Source organism: Serratia sp. CY82433 (genome assembly GCF_052166535.1).
Lineage (GTDB): Bacteria > Pseudomonadota > Gammaproteobacteria > Enterobacterales > Enterobacteriaceae > Serratia > Serratia sarumanii.
The window spans coordinates 618,324-636,011 of sequence record NZ_JBJNOR010000001.1; the positions used below are offsets into that span (position 1 = coordinate 618,324).

At 58.5% G+C, this 17,688-nt stretch carries 17 protein-coding genes; 11 read left to right on the forward strand and 6 right to left on the reverse strand.

What is annotated here, in order from left to right; all coding sequences use genetic code 11:
- Nucleotides 1-146 precede the first annotated feature (146 nt).
- A complete protein-coding gene (gene ygbI / locus ACJ8PI_RS03140) occupies nucleotides 147-917 on the forward strand; it encodes a DNA-binding transcriptional repressor YgbI (protein WP_033637671.1) in 771 nt (256 codons plus the stop codon).
- 77 nt (nucleotides 918-994) lie between these two features.
- Here the strand turns inward: ygbI and ACJ8PI_RS03145 are convergent, their stop codons facing one another.
- From ACJ8PI_RS03145 to ACJ8PI_RS03160, 4 genes are all read right to left on the reverse strand, one after another.
- Nucleotides 995-1,594, reverse strand: coding sequence for a hypothetical protein (locus ACJ8PI_RS03145; protein WP_041034124.1), 600 nt, complete (start codon nucleotides 1,592-1,594; stop codon nucleotides 995-997).
- A gap of 122 nt (nucleotides 1,595-1,716) precedes the next feature.
- On the reverse strand, nucleotides 1,717-2,484 hold the full coding sequence (locus ACJ8PI_RS03150) for a molybdopterin-dependent oxidoreductase (RefSeq protein ID WP_033637672.1): 768 nt from the start codon (nucleotides 2,482-2,484) through the stop codon (nucleotides 1,717-1,719).
- Complete coding sequence (locus tag ACJ8PI_RS03155; protein WP_041034126.1) at nucleotides 2,477-3,082, reverse strand: cytochrome b/b6 domain-containing protein; 606 nt, start codon at nucleotides 3,080-3,082, stop codon at nucleotides 2,477-2,479. The genes ACJ8PI_RS03150 and ACJ8PI_RS03155 overlap by 8 nt, the downstream gene beginning before the upstream one ends.
- A 12-nt stretch (nucleotides 3,083-3,094) precedes the next feature.
- Nucleotides 3,095-3,721 (reverse strand): hypothetical protein, encoded by a 627-nt coding sequence (locus ACJ8PI_RS03160; RefSeq protein WP_033653393.1) that lies wholly within the window; start codon nucleotides 3,719-3,721, stop codon nucleotides 3,095-3,097.
- Between the two features lie 140 nt (nucleotides 3,722-3,861).
- Between ACJ8PI_RS03160 and ACJ8PI_RS03165 the strand changes: the two genes are divergently transcribed.
- The 9 genes from ACJ8PI_RS03165 (at nucleotide 3,862) to ACJ8PI_RS03205 (ending at nucleotide 14,737) form a co-directional block, all read left to right on the forward strand.
- Entirely contained in the window at nucleotides 3,862-4,533 is a 672-nt protein-coding gene (locus ACJ8PI_RS03165; protein WP_033637675.1) for a heavy metal response regulator transcription factor, read from the forward strand.
- The gene (locus ACJ8PI_RS03170) at nucleotides 4,530-5,951 is read left to right on the forward strand and encodes a heavy metal sensor histidine kinase (RefSeq protein ID WP_060452755.1); all 1,422 of its coding nucleotides are present in this window, start codon (nucleotides 4,530-4,532) and stop codon (nucleotides 5,949-5,951) included. The genes ACJ8PI_RS03165 and ACJ8PI_RS03170 overlap by 4 nt, the downstream gene beginning before the upstream one ends.
- Nucleotides 5,952-6,467: 516 nt before the next feature.
- Nucleotides 6,468-7,307, forward strand: coding sequence for a winged helix-turn-helix domain-containing protein (locus ACJ8PI_RS03175; protein ID WP_060421729.1), 840 nt, complete (start codon nucleotides 6,468-6,470; stop codon nucleotides 7,305-7,307).
- Nucleotides 7,308-7,475: 168 nt separating this feature from the next.
- A complete protein-coding gene (locus tag ACJ8PI_RS03180) occupies nucleotides 7,476-8,105 on the forward strand; it encodes a helix-turn-helix transcriptional regulator (protein ID WP_164134062.1) in 630 nt (209 codons plus the stop codon).
- A gap of 426 nt (nucleotides 8,106-8,531) precedes the next feature.
- Nucleotides 8,532-9,119 (forward strand): common pilus major fimbrillin subunit EcpA, encoded by a 588-nt coding sequence (gene ecpA / locus ACJ8PI_RS03185; protein ID WP_033646847.1) that lies wholly within the window; start codon nucleotides 8,532-8,534, stop codon nucleotides 9,117-9,119.
- 77 nt (nucleotides 9,120-9,196) lie between these two features.
- On the forward strand, nucleotides 9,197-9,865 hold the full coding sequence (locus ACJ8PI_RS03190; RefSeq protein ID WP_047568587.1) for a hypothetical protein: 669 nt from the start codon (nucleotides 9,197-9,199) through the stop codon (nucleotides 9,863-9,865).
- A gap of 17 nt (nucleotides 9,866-9,882) precedes the next feature.
- Nucleotides 9,883-12,435, forward strand: a complete 2,553-nt coding sequence (locus ACJ8PI_RS03195) for a fimbrial biogenesis outer membrane usher protein (protein WP_275428450.1) — start codon at nucleotides 9,883-9,885, stop codon at nucleotides 12,433-12,435.
- The gene (ecpD, locus tag ACJ8PI_RS03200; RefSeq protein WP_164134064.1) at nucleotides 12,425-14,059 is read left to right on the forward strand and encodes a fimbrial adhesin EcpD; all 1,635 of its coding nucleotides are present in this window, start codon (nucleotides 12,425-12,427) and stop codon (nucleotides 14,057-14,059) included. The genes ACJ8PI_RS03195 and ecpD overlap by 11 nt, the downstream gene beginning before the upstream one ends.
- 18 nt (nucleotides 14,060-14,077) lie before the next feature.
- Nucleotides 14,078-14,737, forward strand: coding sequence for a fimbria/pilus periplasmic chaperone (locus tag ACJ8PI_RS03205; RefSeq protein WP_049233507.1), 660 nt, complete (start codon nucleotides 14,078-14,080; stop codon nucleotides 14,735-14,737).
- On the opposite strand, the gene ACJ8PI_RS03210 is transcribed toward ACJ8PI_RS03205, so the two are convergent.
- Nucleotides 14,734-16,200: a sensor histidine kinase gene (locus tag ACJ8PI_RS03210; protein ID WP_060429769.1), complete on the reverse strand. Its 1,467-nt coding sequence runs from the start codon at nucleotides 16,198-16,200 to the stop codon at nucleotides 14,734-14,736. The genes ACJ8PI_RS03205 and ACJ8PI_RS03210 overlap by 4 nt on opposite strands.
- A 3-nt stretch (nucleotides 16,201-16,203) precedes the next feature.
- The gene (locus tag ACJ8PI_RS03215; protein ID WP_060429772.1) at nucleotides 16,204-16,917 is read right to left on the reverse strand and encodes a response regulator transcription factor; all 714 of its coding nucleotides are present in this window, start codon (nucleotides 16,915-16,917) and stop codon (nucleotides 16,204-16,206) included.
- Between the two features lie 150 nt (nucleotides 16,918-17,067).
- On the opposite strand from ACJ8PI_RS03215, the gene ACJ8PI_RS03220 reads away from it, so the two are divergent.
- Nucleotides 17,068-17,679, forward strand: a complete 612-nt coding sequence (locus ACJ8PI_RS03220) for a cytochrome b/b6 domain-containing protein (protein ID WP_033646833.1) — start codon at nucleotides 17,068-17,070, stop codon at nucleotides 17,677-17,679.
- The last annotated feature ends 9 nt before the right edge of the window (nucleotides 17,680-17,688 follow it).

A 17,688-nucleotide genomic window follows, 5' to 3' on the forward strand; every position in this document is an offset into this window, starting at 1 on the left:
TCAACATTATTGTTATGTTTTTAAATAAGTTTATGTTTTTCTGGCGTCACTGCGCGCGCCGTCACGCCGCGAAAAATTAGGGCTATCGGCGAACGAAAATTGACGTAAAATCACAATTATTATCACCGCAGCAACGAGAGGGAACCGTGATACCTGTAGAACGCCATCAACAAATTCTTGCGCTGGTATCCGAACGCGGCGTCGTCAGCATTGCCGAGCTGACCGAACGGCTGGGGGTGTCGCATATGACGATCCGCCGCGATTTGCAAAAGCTGGAGGAACAGGGCGCGGTGCAGTCGGTCTCGGGCGGCGTGCAGGCGCCCGAGCGGGTGGCGAGCGAACCTTCGCACCAGGCCAAAGAGGGGATGTTCAGCCGGCAGAAAATCGCCATCGGCCGGCTGGCGGCGCGGCAAATTCCCGCCAATAGCTGTATTTATCTGGATGCCGGCACCACCACGCTGGCGCTGGCGAAGCAGATCGGTGAACGTGACGATTTGACGGTGGTGACCAACGACTTTGTCATCGCCGGCTTCCTGATCGAACACAGCCAGTGCAGAATCATCCACACCGGCGGCACCGTGTGCCGGGAAAACCGCTCCTGCGTCGGCGAAGCGGCGGCGCAGGCGCTGCGCGGTCTGTTTATCGATCTGGCGTTTATCTCCGCCTCTTCGTGGAGCATGCGCGGCCTGTCGACGCCGAACGAAGACAAGGTGATGGTAAAGAAGGCCATCGTCGAGGCCAGCCGCCGCTGCATTCTGCTCAGCGACACCTCGAAATACGGCAAGATCGCGACCTACCTGGCGCTGCCGATCGCCGCCTTTGACGCCGTCATTACCGACGAGGGGCTACCCGCCGCCGCGCGGGAGGCAATCGAGCAAGCGGGGCTTGCGTTGCTGACGGCAGGGGAAGAAGAGTAAGAACGAACCGGAGTCAGGATGAAAGTTCGGTATCGATGCCACGTGCGGGCGGTTCACTTGCTTCAATGCCGCCGCGTTCACGCCATTCGCGGCGCCTTTGTTCCGCCCATTCTTCGTGGAAAGCTTGCATCTCTTTTTGGTGCCGTTCCTTCATGCTCATAGGGGTTGGGTGGGATTCTGCCGTTAACAGGCGGGATTTCGATGACATATAATCCGTCCTCAATAAGCTCCTGGTTGTACAAATAATGTACGCGACGCGCGTGTTTTTTCAAGAGCGAGTCATAAATTCTGGCTAATGCCGGCCTGAGCGGTACGCTGAAAACCAATCTCGCTTGGTATTGCGCAACAAAGGTGACGATCGCCAGACCAATGCCATTAATGAAGAGTTGTTCTCGTTCATATCGGGTGTACGCCATCCTGGTATAGGTATCAAATAAGGATCTGGCTACTTCGGCGCGGACTTCCAATGCTTTTACATCATACAGTTCCATGGCATACGCATTGTCCAATATTTCCGAGGTGGGATAAGCCCCAATAAGCCATTGACGCATCCTTAACGTCGCTTTTTTAAAATCAAGGTAATACGCAGCAGCAGCGCCTGCATTTTTATAAACCGTTATTCGGTATCTATACTCTGTGGCCGGTCGCGCATTGATCTCCCTCACATCAATCTCCATGATGAAATCCTTTTTACTATTATTTTTCCTATAGTTATCCCCTTTGTGACGAACCGATTATTAACTGCGGCAGAGAAGATCCTCCAGCCGCCGATGGCGCTTATGCGCAGCGCCGCGCAAAACTAAATGCCGCTGAACCAGTTGTAGCCCTGATCTTCCCAATAGCCGCCCGGATTGACGTCGCTGACAAAGATGGCGGCGATATGTTTGGCGTTTTTGAACCCCAGCTTGGTGGGCACCCGCAGCCGCAGCGGGTAGCCATAGTCCGCCGGCAGCGCCTTGCCGCCGAAATCCAGCGCCAGAATGGTCTGCGGGTGCAGCGCGGTGGCCATGTCGAGGCTGGAGTAGTAGCGATCGGCGCATTTGAAGCCGACGTAACCGGCATTCAGATCCGCCCCGACGTGCTGCAGAAAGGTGCGCAGCGGCACGCCGCCCCATTGGCCGATGGCGCTCCAGCCCTCAATGCAGATCAGACGCGTGATCTGGCTTTGCTGCGGCAGCCGCTGCAGCTGTTCCAGCGTCCAGGGCGCTTTTTTCTCCACTTTCCCCGCGACTTCAAGCCGGTAGCCGGCCAGATCGATCTCGGGGACGTTGTATTCCGGGTAAAACGCGTTGAAGGGGAAAGGCTGGGTAATCTGATCGGGCCGGTAAGTTTGCGCCAGCCGCTGGCCGCTGAACAGCCAGGCCTGCACCCGGTCGTTCCAGCGCGACATGGCCCACAGCACCTTATCCACCCGATCGCCGTCTTGCAGGTTGCAACCGGTGAGCATGGCGATGCCGCCCAGCGTCAGGCCGGAGCGCAGCATCAGGCGGCGCTGCAGATTGACCAGCTGCTTTTTTTGGTCCGGTTCCAGTTTTGGCGCGGTTGCCCGCGGCTTTTTCTCATTCATGTTTGCCACCCGTTATCATCGCCCACAGCGTTTTGGGCACGACGATCACCATAAAGACGTGGATCGCCACGAACAGGCCAATGCCGGCCATGGCGAAGAAATGCACGTAGCGCGCGAAATCGAAGCCGCCAAACAGGGCGACCAATCCTTGCAGCTGAACCGGCTTCCAAATCGCCAGGCCGGACAGCACCAGCAATAGGCCCAGCGCCAGCACGCCGAGATACATCAGCTTCTGAATGGCGTTGTAGTGGCCATGCCGGTGGCGCAGGCGCAGCGTCAACGCCAGCCAGATATCCTGCCGCAGCGCGCCGACGCGAAGCGGCAACAGATCGCGGCGAAAATGGCCGCTGAACAGGCTCCACAGCAGATAGCAGGCGGCGTTGAGCGCCAATAGCCACATCACCGCCAAATGCCAACCAATCGCGCCGCCCAGCCAACCGCCCAGCGTCATCTGCGGCGGAAAGCGGAAATCGAACAGCGGCGAGGCGTTATAGATCTCCCAGCCGCTCATGAACATGCACACCATGGCGAACAGGTTGATCCAATGAGTGATTCGAACCGGCCAGCGATGCACCGGCCGCGACGCGTTGGTTTTCATGGCTTTCTCCGGTTACATCGGCGGTACGGTGCCGTCTTTGCCGGCGGATATGCGGGTGGCGACGCGCTCGCCCTTATCGTTGACGGCGGAGAACAGCACGATGTGCACGCCCGGCTTCAGCAGGCTCAGATCGCCCGGATCCAGCGTCACGATCGGCACGTCTTCCGGCACGACGACGGTTTTCTGCTGGTTGCCGTAGGTGACGGTCAGGGTGCGGCCGTTGGATTTCACCAGTTTGCCGACGGTGCCGTTGGTCATGGTGTCCACTTTGCCGTCGGCGGATTCCCAGGCCGAGTGCCCTTCGCCGGTGCCGCGCAGGCTGGCGGCGAACACGTGCACCTCCAGCGCTTTGAGCGTGCCGTCCGGCTGCGGCACGGCGGCGGTGCCGATAAAGCTGTCCGGTTTGATGTCGTCCAGCGTGGCCTTGGACACGCTGAGCACTTTGGTCTGATCGTTCAGCTTGACGCTGAGCGTCTCACCCTTGCGATCGGTCAGCTGCAGATTGCCGTCGGCCACCTGGCTGATGGTGCCGCGCAGCGGCGCGATAACCTTGCCCGGCGTTTGAGCGGCGGCGGCCAGGCCGCTGGACAGCAGCAAGGTGGACAACAGTAAACCGGCTATACGATGACGGGTAATCATAACGTTCTCCTGAAATGAGTTTGCCGGGTAAGCATGGTTGAGCCATTGGGTCAGCGCCATGGCCGTTTGATGACATTAATGTCATCAAGTTTGTCCGCCGAAGCTGCTAGTATTTTTGCAGACGTAACGAGGTGGCGAGCATGCGAATACTGGTAGTTGAAGACGATATCGGCACAGGGGATTACCTGAAGAAAGGGCTGAGCGAGGCGGGGTACGGCGTCGATTTGGCGCGCACCGGCACCGACGGGTTGTTTCGCGCGTTGGAGCAGGATTACGATGCGATCGTGCTCGACGTGATGCTGCCGGGGCTGGACGGTTGGCAGATCATCGAGGTGCTGCGCAAGAAAAGCGACGTGCCGATTCTGTTTCTCACCGCTCGCGACGGCGTGCAGGATCGCATCCACGGTCTGGAGCTGGGCGCGGACGATTATCTGATTAAACCGTTTTCGTTCACCGAACTGGTGCTGCGTTTACGCACCTTGCTGCGCCGTGGGCCGGCGCGCGAAGCCGATCATTATGCCATCGCCGATCTGCAGCTGGACGTGCTGCGCCGCCGGGCGGTGCGTCAGGAACAGGTGATCCCGTTGACCAACAAGGAGTTCATGCTGCTGCACCTGCTGGTGCGGCGCGAGGGAGAAGTGCTGTCGCGCACGCAGATCGCCTCTCAGGTGTGGGACATGAATTTCGACAGCGACACCAATGTGGTTGACGTGGCGATCAAACGCCTGCGCGCCAAAATAGACCGGCCGTTCGACGTCAAGCTGATCCACAGCGTGCGCGGCATCGGCTATGTCTGCGAGCCACGCTCGTGAACGGGCGCACTTCACGTCGGCCGGTATCGCTGACGCTGCGCACCGCCACGCTGTTCGCGCTGGTGGCCGCTTTGGTGGTGAGCGGGACGGGCGGGTATCTGTATAGTGCCATGCGCCAGGAAATGACGCTGCGCAGCGATCTGCAGGTGACCGGGCGCGTAGAGTATTTCCGCCATTTGCTGGGACAGCGCTTTCCTTTGGCGCGCCTGACCGCCAATAACGGCCTGTTTGAAAACATGCTGGGCAATGAACAGGACGTGCTGATTTTCCAAATTCCGGGGCAAGAACCGCTCATCAACGTGAACCCGGCCGGGGTGGCATTGCCGCCGATCGCGCCGACGCCGGCCGGCCAGGCGCAGACGTTGGCCGCCGTGCGCGGCGGGGAAACGGCGCAGGGGGTGCCGCTGCGTGCGGCGTCGGCGATGGTGCGCCTGGAAGACGGCAGCCTGTTGCAGATCTCCGCCGCGCACGTGATGGTCAACGAGCAGAAGATGCTGGCGCGTTACCTGTGGCGCATCGTCGCGGCGGTGGCGGTGGCTTTCCTGCTGATTGCGCTGTTGGGGTATGGGGTCATGCGCCGGGGATTGAAGCCGTTATGGCGCATGGCGGCGCAGGCATCGCAGATTGCGCCCAATACGCTGTCGACGCGCCTCAGCGAGCAGGGGGCGCCGAAGGAGTTGCAGCAGCTGACCCGTTCGTTCAATGCGATGCTCGATCGATTGAATGAAGGCTATCAGCGCCTGACGCAGTTTTCCGCCGATCTGGCCCATGAGATCCGCACCCCGGTAGGGGCGCTGATGGGCCAGTGCCAGGTGGCGCTTTACCAGCCCCGCAGCGTGGAGGAGTACGAAACCCTGCTGTCGAACAATATGGATGAGCTGGAGCGCATTTCCCGCATGGTGGAAAACATCCTGTTCCTGGCGCGCGCCGGGGAGGCGCAGTCTGCGCTGAACTACGGCCGTCTGGATGTGGCGCTGGAACTGCGGCGGGTGGCGGATTACTTCGAAGGGCTGGCGGAAGAACGCGGCATCGCGCTGAGCTGCGAAGGGGAAGGCGAGCTGAAGGCGGACGCGATGTTGTTCCAGCGGGCGCTGAGCAACCTGGTGGCCAACGCGGTGCGCTATGCCGATGAAAACAGCCTGATCGCGTTGCGGGCTGAACGGCGCGCCGATGCCTGGTGGGTGCAGGTTATCAATCAGGGGCCGCCGATCGCGCCGGCACAGCTGGAAAAACTGTTCGATCGTTTCTACCGCGCCGATCCCGCGCGCAGCGCCGGCAATCATGCCAGTGGGCTGGGGCTGTCTATCGTGCGCGCCATCATGACGCTGCACGGCGGTGAGGTGCGCGCGCAGTGTTCCGCTGGCCAGGATGCTGCTTGCTTGACCTTTAGCCTGATATTCCCTTCATCAGTTCAATGAACTGCGCGAATGTTTTCGCCTGTTGCGAATAATGCGACAGGCGTCATTCGTAAGCTTTTCCTTTCATTATTATTTCCCCAGCGCCTTGGCTGAACCTAAATTTTAACATTTGCGTCGCGGCAAGCGCGTTAATTCATCAGGCTAATGCGTATGCCGGCTATATGTGATTGCGCTCAACATTCACGTGTTATTATTTTTTTATTAAAATTTAGTTCTGCGACCATTTTTTGAGATGATTTTCCTTAAAGTTTGTAATTTGCGATATAAAAAACTAACTTTGTGGTTTTTATCACGTCAATATATCAATGGGCGTGGTGATTGGTTAACCTTTGGTTATGGTTTGCAAGAAAAATCCTATATAACGGTGGTGAGGTGAAAAAGCGTATTTCGTGGCGTTGATTGCGTGGTTTTTCTTGCCTGCATTTGGGTCTTTTTGCGAATTAACCCGATTTAATATTTCATTAACATTTGACGCCAAACTATAAATTATCGCTATAGTGAAAACATGTGAATAAAATGAAATATAGATTTAATGACCATATTCTCTTTGACGCAGACACCAGAACCCTTAGCCCAACTGATTTTTCTGACGATCCCATATCCATATCCAGTCCTTCCAAGCGGTTGTTGCTGCTGCTGATTGCCCACCATGGCGAGGCCGTGGGGCGTGAATTGATATTCAAGAAGGTCTGGGACGATTACGGCATGGTTTCCAGCAATAATAATCTTAATCAGTGCGTCAGCAAATTACGCCGGGTGATTAAAAATCTGGGCGTCGAAGAAGAGGTTATTGTCACTGTCCCTAAAGTGGGTTTTATGCTGCGTGATGAGATTACCATCGAGTCTTATGAGGAAGCGGAAGATAGACACGATGCAGAACCCGCCGCCTCTTTGCCGGAGCCTGCGCCCGAAGCGGCGATAAACCCGCCATCCGCAACCGTCATCAACCGGGCCACCTCTTTTTTCGGTGATTCCCGCCGCGGCTGGCTGATGATCTGTGCATTGGTCCTGGGGGGGATCCTCATGGCCATTGCTGCCACCGCCTATTTCAGCGGCTCGGAGGCCCGGCAGGAGAGCTACCTGGGAAAGTCCGGCAATTGTAAGGTTTTCATGTCCTTGCCTGCCGCCTCGGCGTCGGTCAACGCCAGCCTGAATCGGGACATTCTGGCTTACGCCGCTCACCAAACGGGAGAATGCAGCGGCGATGAGTTTTTGCTGGTGGTGCGCAGTAATCAGGTCAGGGCTTACATTTCCGGCATTTCCCGCTTATTCCTGCTGCGCTGCAAGATTTTGCGTGAACATAAAATGGAGATCTGTTCCGGTTTGGAAAGCGACAATGCCGAGTTTATTAATTGACCATCGATAGCCGTCGGCCCAACGCGATTGAAAGGACGGTGGATATGACAAAAATATTACAGCATTGAAATTGAACGTTTGATTTTCATTTGGCGGGGTGCCGTGTGGCGTTTATCGAGAGGTATTTCCCTTTCTCTACCGCTTTCTACCTCATTATGGTGATTATGTATGGTTAAAGCCGATTTCGGTGATGCGCTGCTATTTTTTGAACCCAGCTATTTAGTGAGAACAGGAATGGAAGCATTTCTCGTTACCCGATCAAGTGACAGGTATTTTATCGATACCTTGAGCGAGCTGGAGGGAGCATTGAAAGGGGGGAAGCCGCGCGCGCTTATTATGGAGTTATATCATCAGAACGAATATTTGTATGATGTATTGCGGTTCGTTCTGACGGCAAAAAATGTCTGGCCGGAACTTCCCTTGGTGATTTTCACCGCGGTAGAACACCCCGGTATATTAGCGCTGTTAGCGAGGGATGCGCGCATAGCTATAGTGGCAAAGGAGGAATCTTTGCATTGCCTGCGTGATGCCATTGCGGCTGCGGGTGAGTTCTCCGGCTATCGTTCCCCGCATATTCGCGCCCGGTTGGCCCATTCGCCTGTCGCATTATCTGACGGTGAATGGCGAGTTTTGGCCATGATGGCTGCCGGCGCATCTCCACGAAGCATTGCCAACCTGACCCGGCGAAGTTACAAAACCATCAGCTCCCATAAACTGAATATTATGCGAAAACTGGGCCTCAATCAGGCCGGTTTTATGCGGCTTATTCTTACCCTGAGAACCCGCTATCCTTCCTGAAATGTGGCAAGAGTCACCTCTTCTCTGCAGCAGTCGATCTTCATTGGCTGCTGCTCTCCTGAGTTAATCCAATCAATCTTCTCTCCGCAACGAATGATGCGGCGCTGAAATTCTGTACGGACATGGCAAGGATAAACAGGGCTGCTTTGTGGTTAAACAACAACCGCTTTGATGGGGTTAAACCACAATATGATTGTGCTTTCATCAAAGGCTTAATCCGTGTTTTAACGTGACTGGAGGTGGTTAAAACCTTAATTGCGGTATTTAAATCTAAATATTTGAACTTTAATAGTTAATGATTCTTTTTTGATCGGCTAGGGATATTCTTGTGGCGTCAAGCAGACTGGCTAAACGCAGTGATGCAAACGGCTGGCTGAGAATGGACGAAAGAAAGAAAACATATTCAACATTGAAGGGAGTTATACCATGAAGAAAATGACACTGGCTCTGGCGATCGTTTCCGCCTTTGCAGCGGTCAGCACTGCTCAAGCCGCCGACGTTACCGCTCAGGCGTTGGCAACCTGGTCTGCGACCGCCAAGAAAGACACCACCAGCAAACTGGTTGTGACGCCGATTGGCAGCCTGACCTTCAACTATGCAGAAGGCATTAAGGGTTTCAACAGTCAGAAAGGCCTGTTTGACGTCACCGTGGAAGGCGATACCACGGCCACCGCTTTCAAACTGACCTCAAAACTGGTCTCCAATACGCTGACTCAGCTGGATACTTCCGGTTCTACGCTGGAAGTCGGGGTGAACTACAACGGTGCTGCGGTAGAGAAAACGGCTGAAACCACCATGATCGACACCACCGCCGGCATTTTGGGCGGCAATCTGAGCGCCCTGTCCAACGCCTACAACCAGGCCGGCCGCACCAGCGCGCAGGATCAATTCACCTTCAGCATCATCGGCGCGACGTCAAACGGCACCACCGCCGTCACGGATTTCAGTACGTTGCCGGAAGGTATCTGGAGCGGCGACGTCAGCGTCGAGTTCAACGCGACCTGGACTTCCTAATCCCCCGAACGATCTGCACCTGGCAGGGGGGAGACCTCCTGCTATTTATCGCTCATCAACGCCAGTGGAATACCGCAATGACACGCTTTTCTCTCGCCGTCACCCTGATGTTAATGCTGCTGCGGCCGGCTTTGGCTCTCGATGTGGGTGAGATCAGCTCCTTCATGCCTGGTGACAGCGCACGCCTGAGCAAGGAAATCAAAAACACCACCGACAGCGGCCGGCTGGTGAACATCAAGATCGAACGCATTTCCAGCCCTCTGGCCTCCGGTACGGCGATCCCGATGAGCAGCCGGGATGAAATGCTGCTGTCGCCTGCCAGCCTGATCTTGCCGGCCAACGCCAGCGACGTGATCCGCTTTTACTACAAGGGGCCGAACGATGCTCAGGAGCGCTACTACCGCATCGTTTGGTTCGATCAGGCGCTGAGCGAGGCGGGGCAAAACTCCGCTCGGCGTAATGCCATGGCCACCACGTCGGCGCGCATCGGCACCATTTTGGTGGTGGCGCCTCGGCAGGATCGCTTCGCCTATCAGTTCGCCAACGGACGGATCAAAAACACCGGCAACGCCACGTTCAAAGTGGTGGCCTACGGCAATTGCAGGAACAAGCAAGACGGCAGCGACTGCAAGGAGAACTATTTCGTGATGCCGGGCAAGGATCGCGCCTTCAGCAAGGTTGACGTCAACGATAAAAAAGGGCGCGTCGCGCTGTGGCACGGCGAACAGTTTATCCCGGTGAAGTAATGCGCGCGTTATCCACGATGGATGCAAAACAATCACGCAAGGAGTGGCATGTGAACGCTGTGCTGTTGAAAACGCTTCTGGCTGCCGGTGCGCTGGCGCTGCCGACGCTGTTGCCTGGCCGTATGGCGATGGCGGCCGGTTTGACGCAGATTAACGGCGTGCTGATCCCGCAAACCTTCAGCCTGGCGTTGCGCGAGGGGATGAGTATTCCGCTGTTGTTGCATTATGAAAAGAGCGATGGCGTCAAAGACGACAGCCGCATCGGCCATGCCTTTCTCTACCTGGATCAGGACAGGCTAACGATTCGTCGGGTGACGCTGGAGGATAACGACGACGGCGCCCGGCTGACGGCGGCGATAGCCGGCCAGCTGCAGGCTTTGCAGGATGCGCCATTCGATCGGCAGCAGCATATCCGGGTCGCGGACGACGCCTGGCTGGCGCTGGATTTCCGGCAGCTCAACCTGCAGTTGGTGGTGAAAGAATCCGCGCTCGGAACGGTGCTGCGCGCCCGCTCCAGCGACATCGGCGCGTCCAGCGTGGATGCCGTAAGCAGCACGCTGGATTATAACCTCGGGGTCTACGATAACCGGGCCCGCGCCAGCGAAGGCAATACCTCCAGTTATTTATCGCTCAACAGCGTCACGGCGTTGCGTGAACACCACGTGGAGTTGAACGGTTCCATCTACGGTATCGGCAGCGGCGATGAAAACGCCACGCTGTACAAAGCGATGTACGAGCGTGATTTCGCCGGCCGCCGTTTCGCCGCCGGCATGCTGGACAGCTGGAATCTGCAGTCGCTGGGGCCGGTCACCACCATCAACTCGAGCAAGATTTATGGTCTGTCCTACGGCAACCGCGCCAACTCGACGGTATTCGATAATTCCCAATCGCTGACGCCGATCGTGGTTTTTTTCCCCTCGGCCGGCGAGGTGCATTTGTCGCGCGATGGGCGGCTGCTCAGCGTGCAAAACTTCACGATGGGCAACCATGAAGTGGACACCGGTAGCCTGCCTTACGGCATTTATGACGTCGAGGTGGAGATCGTGGTCAACGGCAAAGTGGTGGATAAACGCATGCAGCGAGTGAATAAACTGTTCAGCCCCAATCGCGGCGCCAATGCGCCGCTGGCCTGGCAATTCTGGGGCGGGATGCTGCGCATGGACGACTGGTGCGGCGAGCGAGAGCGCCACCGCCCGGCAAAGGACTCTTATTTGCTTGGCGCTTCGGCTACCGGCAATCTGCACACGCTGAATTGGGCGCTGTCGGGGTATTCGTTTGACGGCAACGCCGTCGGCGAGAGCCGCGTCAGCCTGCCGGTGACCGAGTCGATTCAGATCAACCTGCAAAACATGGCGGCCTCCGATCGCTCCTGGAGCCTGGTCAACAGCGTCAGCGCCGCGTTGCCCGGCGGCTTCAGCAGCGTATGGATCAATCAGGAGAAAACGCAGATTGGCGATCGTCTGTTGCAAAATGACGCCTATAACCGCGCCGTTGGCGGCAGCCTTAATCTGGGGGCGCTGTGGTCCCCGCTGGGCACCCTGAGCGCCAGCTACAACGACGATAAGAAGAACGACAGCCACTATTACAACGCCGACTATTACCAGAACATCTTTACCGGCCGCTTCGGCACGCTGGGCGTGCGGGCGGGCGTGCAACGCTACAACAACGGCAGCAGCAACGCCAATACCGGCAAGTACATCGCGCTCGATTTTTCACTGCCGATGGGCAACTGGCTCAGCGCCGGCGTTTCCAATCAAAACGGCTACACCACCGCCAACCTGGCGGCGCGCAAGGACATCAAGGACGGGCCGATCCGCACCCTGGGCGCCAACCTGTCGCGGGCGATTTCCGGTGATACCCGCGGCGACAACCGCTTCAACGGTGGTGGCTATGCGCGCTTCGACACCAAGTATTCTGCCGGCACGCTCAACGTCAGCAGCTCCGCCGACGGCTATGTTAACAGCAGCCTGACCGCGAGCGGCAGCATGGGCTGGCAAGGGCGTGATATTGCCATCAGCGGCCGCAACGAAGGCAACGCCGGGATTATCTTCAATACCGGCATTGAAAACGACGGCCTGCTGACCGCACGGGTTGACGGCCGGATGGTGAAGCTGAGCGGCAATAAGAATTACCTGCCGTTGTCGCCTTACGGTCAGTACGACGTTGAGCTGATGAACAACAAAAACTCGGCGGAGAGCTTCGACATCGTCACCAGGCGCAAGAGCAGGCTCACCCTGTATCCGGGCAACGTGGCGGTGATCTCGCCGGAGATAAAACAGATGGTGACGGTGTTCGGCCGCATCAAGGCGGAGGACGGCACGCTGCTGGCCAACGCCTATATCAAGAACCATATCGGCCGCACCCGCACCGATGAGAAAGGCGAATTTATCATGGACGTCGACAAAAAATTCCCGGTTATCGATTTTACCCACAGCGGCAATCAGACGTGCGAAGTGGATTTGGATCTCAGCAAGGCGCAAGGCGCGGTGTGGGTCGGCGACGTGATCTGCACCGGGCTGAAAACCTATGCGGGCAATCTGTCATCCGGGGAGTCTGACCATGAGAGCTAACGTTGCGCTGTTGTTGTTGGCGCTGGTCGCCCCCGCGCTGCAGGCGGCGGTCAGCCAGACCAACTGGCCGGATGCGGCGGTAATGAAATTTGTCTTCGTGGAGAACAATGCCGACGACAACTTTTTCGTTACGCCGGCCGGCGGGCTGGATCCGCGCATGACCGGCGCCAACAAGTGGACCGGGCTGAAATACGGCGGTTCCGGCACTATCTATCAGCAGAGCCTGGGGTACGTGGACAATGGTTACAACACGGGGCTGAATGCCAACTGGCGCTATGACATGTGGCTGGAAAATGCGCCGATAAAGAATCCGTTCCTCGGCTTGCGCTGCATCAACTGGTATGCCGGTTGCAATATGGATACCAGCTTGATTCTGCCGCAGACCACCGACGAAAAGGGATTTTATGGCGCCGTGGTCACGCCAGGCGGCGCAAAATGGATGCACGGCATGATGTCGCCGAGCTTCTATCAGTATCTGAAGCAGATGGCGGCGGGTGACGCTTTCAGCATGCAGATCAACGGTTGCCAAACGTCGGTGGCTTACGACGCCGCGGCCGGCGGCCGTTGCCAGGATCAGGCCAGCGGCAACTGGTACAAGCGCACCGTCACGCACAGCAAGGCCGCCCACCTGCGCTTTATCAATACCAACGCCGTATCGGAGGTGTTCGTCAACAGCGATGGGGTGCCGATCATCGGCGAGGGCAATGCCGATTGCAAGAACCAGACTATCGGCGCCCGCTCGGGCATCATGTGCAAGATGGTCAGCTATGATTTGCAGACCGACGGCAGCGTCAGCAATACCTCGATTCATGTTTTCCCGGCGATTAACCATGCGGCGCTGTCATCCGCGGTGAACGCCGCCGACCTGCAGTTCAGTCTGAACGGCAACACCTGGAAAAACACGTCGGGCACCGGCAGCTACTATACCTTTAACGAGCTGAAGAGCAGCAACGCCGTCTATGTGTTCTTCTCCAGTAATTTCTTCAAACAGATGGTTGCGCTGGGGATTTCCGACAGCGGCACCCGCGATCTGATTAATTTCCGTTTTCAGAACACCACCTCGCCGGAGTCGGGATGGTATGAGTTTTCCACCTCAAACCAGCTGATTATCAAGCCGCGCGATTTCAGCATCAGCATTATTTCCGATGATTACGACAACAGCCCACATCGTGAAGGTTATGTCGGCCCGACGGAGCCGGCGCTGGAGTTCGGCTACCTGGTGACTACCAGCGGCAAAACCGCCGCCGATCAGGTGAGGGTGATGGCGACCGGGCCGACTCGGGCGATCAACGGGGTGAACTATTGCCTCTTTTCTTCCGCGGATAACAGTACCCAGGTGCCGTTTCCCGCCACCCTCGGCATCACCACCAGCACCAACGGCCAGCAGAGCTTCGCCGCCGGCTGCGATGGCCAGTGGCACGACATGACCAATGCGCTCTGGAGCAGCACGCCGTGGAATGATATTTCCGGCGAAGTGGGGGTGCTGAACAAGACCCGCGTGACCTTTAGCATTCCGATGAATAATCCGATCTCGCTGAGAACCGTCGACGACAATGGTTGGTACGGCGACGTCAGCGCCGCCGGTGAAATTCATGTCGAAGCCACCTGGCGCAACATCAATTGAGGGCAGAGCGTGAAACTTATGCTGATAGGGTTGCTGTGTTTGTCCTTCCCCTTTACTGCCGCCGCGATCAATGTTGGTACCCTGACGTTTGCCATGGATCAGGATCGCTCATTCACCGCCAAGCGGGTGTTGAATAACAACCGCAGCGCGCGCCTGTATCAGGTGAGCATTCGCGCCATCGATCGGCCGGGAGAGCGCGAGGTGCGCAGCCGGCCGGCGGACGGCGAGCTGCTGTTCGCACCGCGCCAGCTGACTCTGCAGGCCGGGCAGGCGGAGTACTACAAGTTTTTCTACCGCGGGCCGCAGGATAATCGCGAGCGTTATTACCGGGTGTCATTTCGCGAAGTGCCGACCCGATTGTTCGAGCCGGGGCCGCGTCGGGGCGCCGGCGTCAACCTGGAGCCGATCGTGGTGATGGACACCATTCTGGTGGTGCGTCCGCGTCAGGTAAACTTTGCCTATCGGCTCGATACCCAGCGCGGTACGCTCACCAACACCGGCAACACCTACTTCAAGTTCCTGCTCAAGCCGGGCTGCAACAGCACGGATGAAGAGGGCGTCACCGAATACCTGCGCCCCGGCGATACGCTGACCCATGCCGGTATTCGGCTGAAGGGGCAGAAATTCATTATCTATAACGACAAGTTTATTAGCGTCGATCGCAGCTGCCTCGATTAACGCGGCGGAATGGCAAACCGGAAGCAGGCGCCGCTTTGCGCTTGTTCGATCAGCTGAATATCGCTATCGTGCAGCTGCAAAATGCGCCGCACGATCATCAGGCCCAGTCCGCCGGAAGGGCGCCGGGCGCCGCTCAGGACAGACGGGCGCACGAACAGATCGGCGCGCAGCGTCTGCGGAATACCGGGGCCGCTGTCGCTGACCTGCACCATCACCCGATCGTCCTGCCGCCACAGCCGCACGCCGATGTCGCCGCCGGGCGGCGTATGGCGAATGGCGTTGTCCAACAGGTTGGTCAGCACCCGCTCAATCATGCTGAGATCGGCGAACACCGGCGGAATGCCGGGGGGAATGTCGGCGTGCAGCCGCTGGTTGCGCGCCTCCGCCGCCAGTTCGAACTTTTGGAACACGTCCTGCAACAGCTCGCTGAGGGAGAAGGGCTCTTTCTGCGGTTTCACCACGCCATACTCCAGCCGCGCCAGCTCGAACAGCTCCTGCGCCAGCTTGCCCACCTTGCGGCTCTGCGCCAGCGCGATCTCCAGGTAGCGCTGCCGATCGGCTTCGCTCAGGGTGGCGGCTTTGACCGACAGCGTCTCCAGATAGCCGTGCAGCGAGGTGAGCGGGGTGCGCAGATCGTGCGAGACGTTGGCGATGAACTCGCGCCGCAGCCGATCCTGCTGCGCCAGCGTTTGCCACTGTTCGGCAAGGCGCTGCGCCATGCGGTGGAAGGCCTGCTGCAGCTGGCTGACTTCGTCGCGCCCGGCCCTGACCGCCGGCAGCGATGCGTAGGCCTGCACCGCCTCGATGCCGCCGCTGTCCAGCGCGCTGACCTGCCGGGTCAGGCGACGGATAGGGCGCGTCACCCAATAAAACGCCAAACCGCCGGCCAGCAGGCTGAACAGCACCATCAGCCCGGAGGTCCACAGCGCCATCCTGACCGCCGAGTTGAACTGGGCGTTGCTGGCCAGCGCCGTGTACTCTTCGCCGAGCAGCACCACGTACAGATAGCCTTCGATCCGGCCATCAACCTTTAGCGGCGCGACGCTGAACACCTTGCGCCCGTCCGCGCTGCGCGGATCGTCGCCATACACCGGCATCGGCGCGCCACCGAGCAGCGCCTGCAGCGGCGGCAGCGCGACCCGCTGCCGCTTCAGATGCCCGGCCGGCGCGGCGTTGCCGATAATCGTGCCCTGTTTGTTGAGCAGGTAAACCTCAACGCTGGGATTCACCGCCATCAGCTGATCGAACAGGGTATGCACCGCCTGCGGATCAGGCCCGTTCACACCCAGCAGCGGGTTGCTGTCGGCGATATGCTGCGCCAGGTTGCCGGACAGGCGCTGGATCACCGCCTGGCTGTACTGGGTGCTGCTGCGTACCTGCATCCAGCCGGAAAAGGCGCAGCCGATGACGATCAGCAGCGCGAAGATCAGCGTGAGGCGTTGCGCTAACGTAAGGTTTTTCATGGCTCACTCTTGCGGCGCGGCCGCGAATTTATAGCCCATGCCCCACACCGTGAGGATGCGCTCGGGTTCCGCCGGGTTGCGCTCGATCTTGATGCGCAGCCGGTTGATATGGGTGTTGACGGTGTGCTCATACCCCTCGTGCTGATAGCCCCAGACCTGATTCAACAGGCTCAGGCGCGAGAACACCTGACCCGGGTGGCGGGCAAAAAAGTACAGCAGGTCGAATTCGCGCGGCGTCAGCTCGACCGGCTGCTGGTGCAGGTGCACTTCGCGGGCGATGGGATCGATAGTCAGATCGTTGAAACTGAGCACGCCGGCGTCCATGCGCAGGTTGCGGCTCATCGCTTCCTGGCGGCGGAACAGCGCCTTGACCCGCGCCACCAGCTCCAGCATGGAGAAGGGCTTGGCCAGATAGTCGTCGGCGCCCAGTTCCAGCCCCAGCACGCGGTGTACCTCGCTGGAGCGTGCGCTGATGATGATGATCGGCGTGTAGCGCGTCATGGTGCGCGCCCGGCGGCAAATTTCCAATCCGTCCACGCCCGGCAGCATCAGATCGAGGATGAGGGCGTCCCAGCCGCCCTGTGCCAGCATCGCCATGCCCTGGTTGCCGTCGGCGGCGTGGCTGATGGCGTAACCCTCGTCGCGCAGATGCAGCTGCAGCAGTTCGGCGATGTCGCCGTCGTCCTCGACGATCAAAATTCGTTTTGGCTTGTCCATTCTCATTACCGCTGATTGCCCGTTTCTCTCTGAAGTCTACACAACCCCCACCGGCGGAGTTATCACATTTTATTTAACTTTGCGTGAGGTCTTGGGGAACAAATCCGGGGAATACTCGGCTCATCGCCTCATTGGTCGCCAGGAGTTCGCATGAGCCTCATTCTCACCCCGGAACAACGACAGACGGTGCATCCGCTGTGGCTGCGGTTGACGCACTGGCTGAATGCGCTGGCGATGCTGATCATGGTGACCAGCGGCTGGCGCATCTACAACGCCTCGCCGCTGTTCAACTTCAGCTTTCTCAATGAGCTGACGCTCGGCGGCTGGCTGGGCGGCGCGCTGCAGTGGCACTTCGCCGGCATGTGGCTGTTCGGCGTCAACGGGCTGTGCTACCTGCTGATCAACCTGGCCAGCGGGCGTTTCAAACGCAAATATTGGCCGCTCAGCCCACGGCAGTTTCTCGCCGATATAGGCGCCGCGCTGCGCGGCAGGCTGCAACACGCCGACCTGCGCCACTACAACATGGTGCAGCGCGTGGCCTATCTGTCGGTGATGATCCTCGGCGTGTTGAGCGCGCTGTCCGGGCTGGTGCTGTGGAAATCGGTGCAGTTTCCGCTGCTGCGCACGCTGCTCGGCGGCTATGAGGCAGCGCGCTATATCCACTTTTTTGCCATGTCGGCGCTGGTGGCCTTCGTCGCGATTCACCTGGTGATGGTGGCGCTGGTGCCCCGGACGCTGCTGGCCATGCTGCGCGGACGCTAAGGAGTGAAT

Bases quoted from the DNA above. Each gene is read 5' to 3' on its own strand.
- ACJ8PI_RS03175 (WP_060421729.1), top strand. From the start codon at position 6,468: ATGAAATATAGATTTAATGACCATATTCTCTTTGACGCAGACACCAGA.
- ACJ8PI_RS03155 (WP_041034126.1), bottom strand. From the start codon at position 3,082: ATGAAAACCAACGCGTCGCGGCCGGTGCATCGCTGGCCGGTTCGAATC.
- ACJ8PI_RS03165 (WP_033637675.1), top strand. From the start codon at position 3,862: ATGCGAATACTGGTAGTTGAAGACGATATCGGCACAGGGGATTACCTG.
- ecpA (WP_033646847.1), top strand. From the start codon at position 8,532: ATGAAGAAAATGACACTGGCTCTGGCGATCGTTTCCGCCTTTGCAGCG.
- ACJ8PI_RS03210 (WP_060429769.1), bottom strand. From the start codon at position 16,200: ATGAAAAACCTTACGTTAGCGCAACGCCTCACGCTGATCTTCGCGCTG.
- ACJ8PI_RS03190 (WP_047568587.1), top strand. From the start codon at position 9,197: ATGACACGCTTTTCTCTCGCCGTCACCCTGATGTTAATGCTGCTGCGG.
- ecpD (WP_164134064.1), top strand. From the start codon at position 12,425: ATGAGAGCTAACGTTGCGCTGTTGTTGTTGGCGCTGGTCGCCCCCGCG.
- ACJ8PI_RS03220 (WP_033646833.1), top strand. From the start codon at position 17,068: ATGAGCCTCATTCTCACCCCGGAACAACGACAGACGGTGCATCCGCTG.
- ACJ8PI_RS03195 (WP_275428450.1), top strand. From the start codon at position 9,883: ATGGATGCAAAACAATCACGCAAGGAGTGGCATGTGAACGCTGTGCTG.
- ACJ8PI_RS03180 (WP_164134062.1), top strand. From the start codon at position 7,476: ATGGTTAAAGCCGATTTCGGTGATGCGCTGCTATTTTTTGAACCCAGC.
- ACJ8PI_RS03215 (WP_060429772.1), bottom strand. From the start codon at position 16,917: ATGGACAAGCCAAAACGAATTTTGATCGTCGAGGACGACGGCGACATC.
- ACJ8PI_RS03150 (WP_033637672.1), bottom strand. From the start codon at position 2,484: ATGAATGAGAAAAAGCCGCGGGCAACCGCGCCAAAACTGGAACCGGAC.
- ACJ8PI_RS03145 (WP_041034124.1), bottom strand. From the start codon at position 1,594: ATGGAGATTGATGTGAGGGAGATCAATGCGCGACCGGCCACAGAGTAT.
- ACJ8PI_RS03205 (WP_049233507.1), top strand. From the start codon at position 14,078: ATGCTGATAGGGTTGCTGTGTTTGTCCTTCCCCTTTACTGCCGCCGCG.
- ACJ8PI_RS03160 (WP_033653393.1), bottom strand. From the start codon at position 3,721: ATGATTACCCGTCATCGTATAGCCGGTTTACTGTTGTCCACCTTGCTG.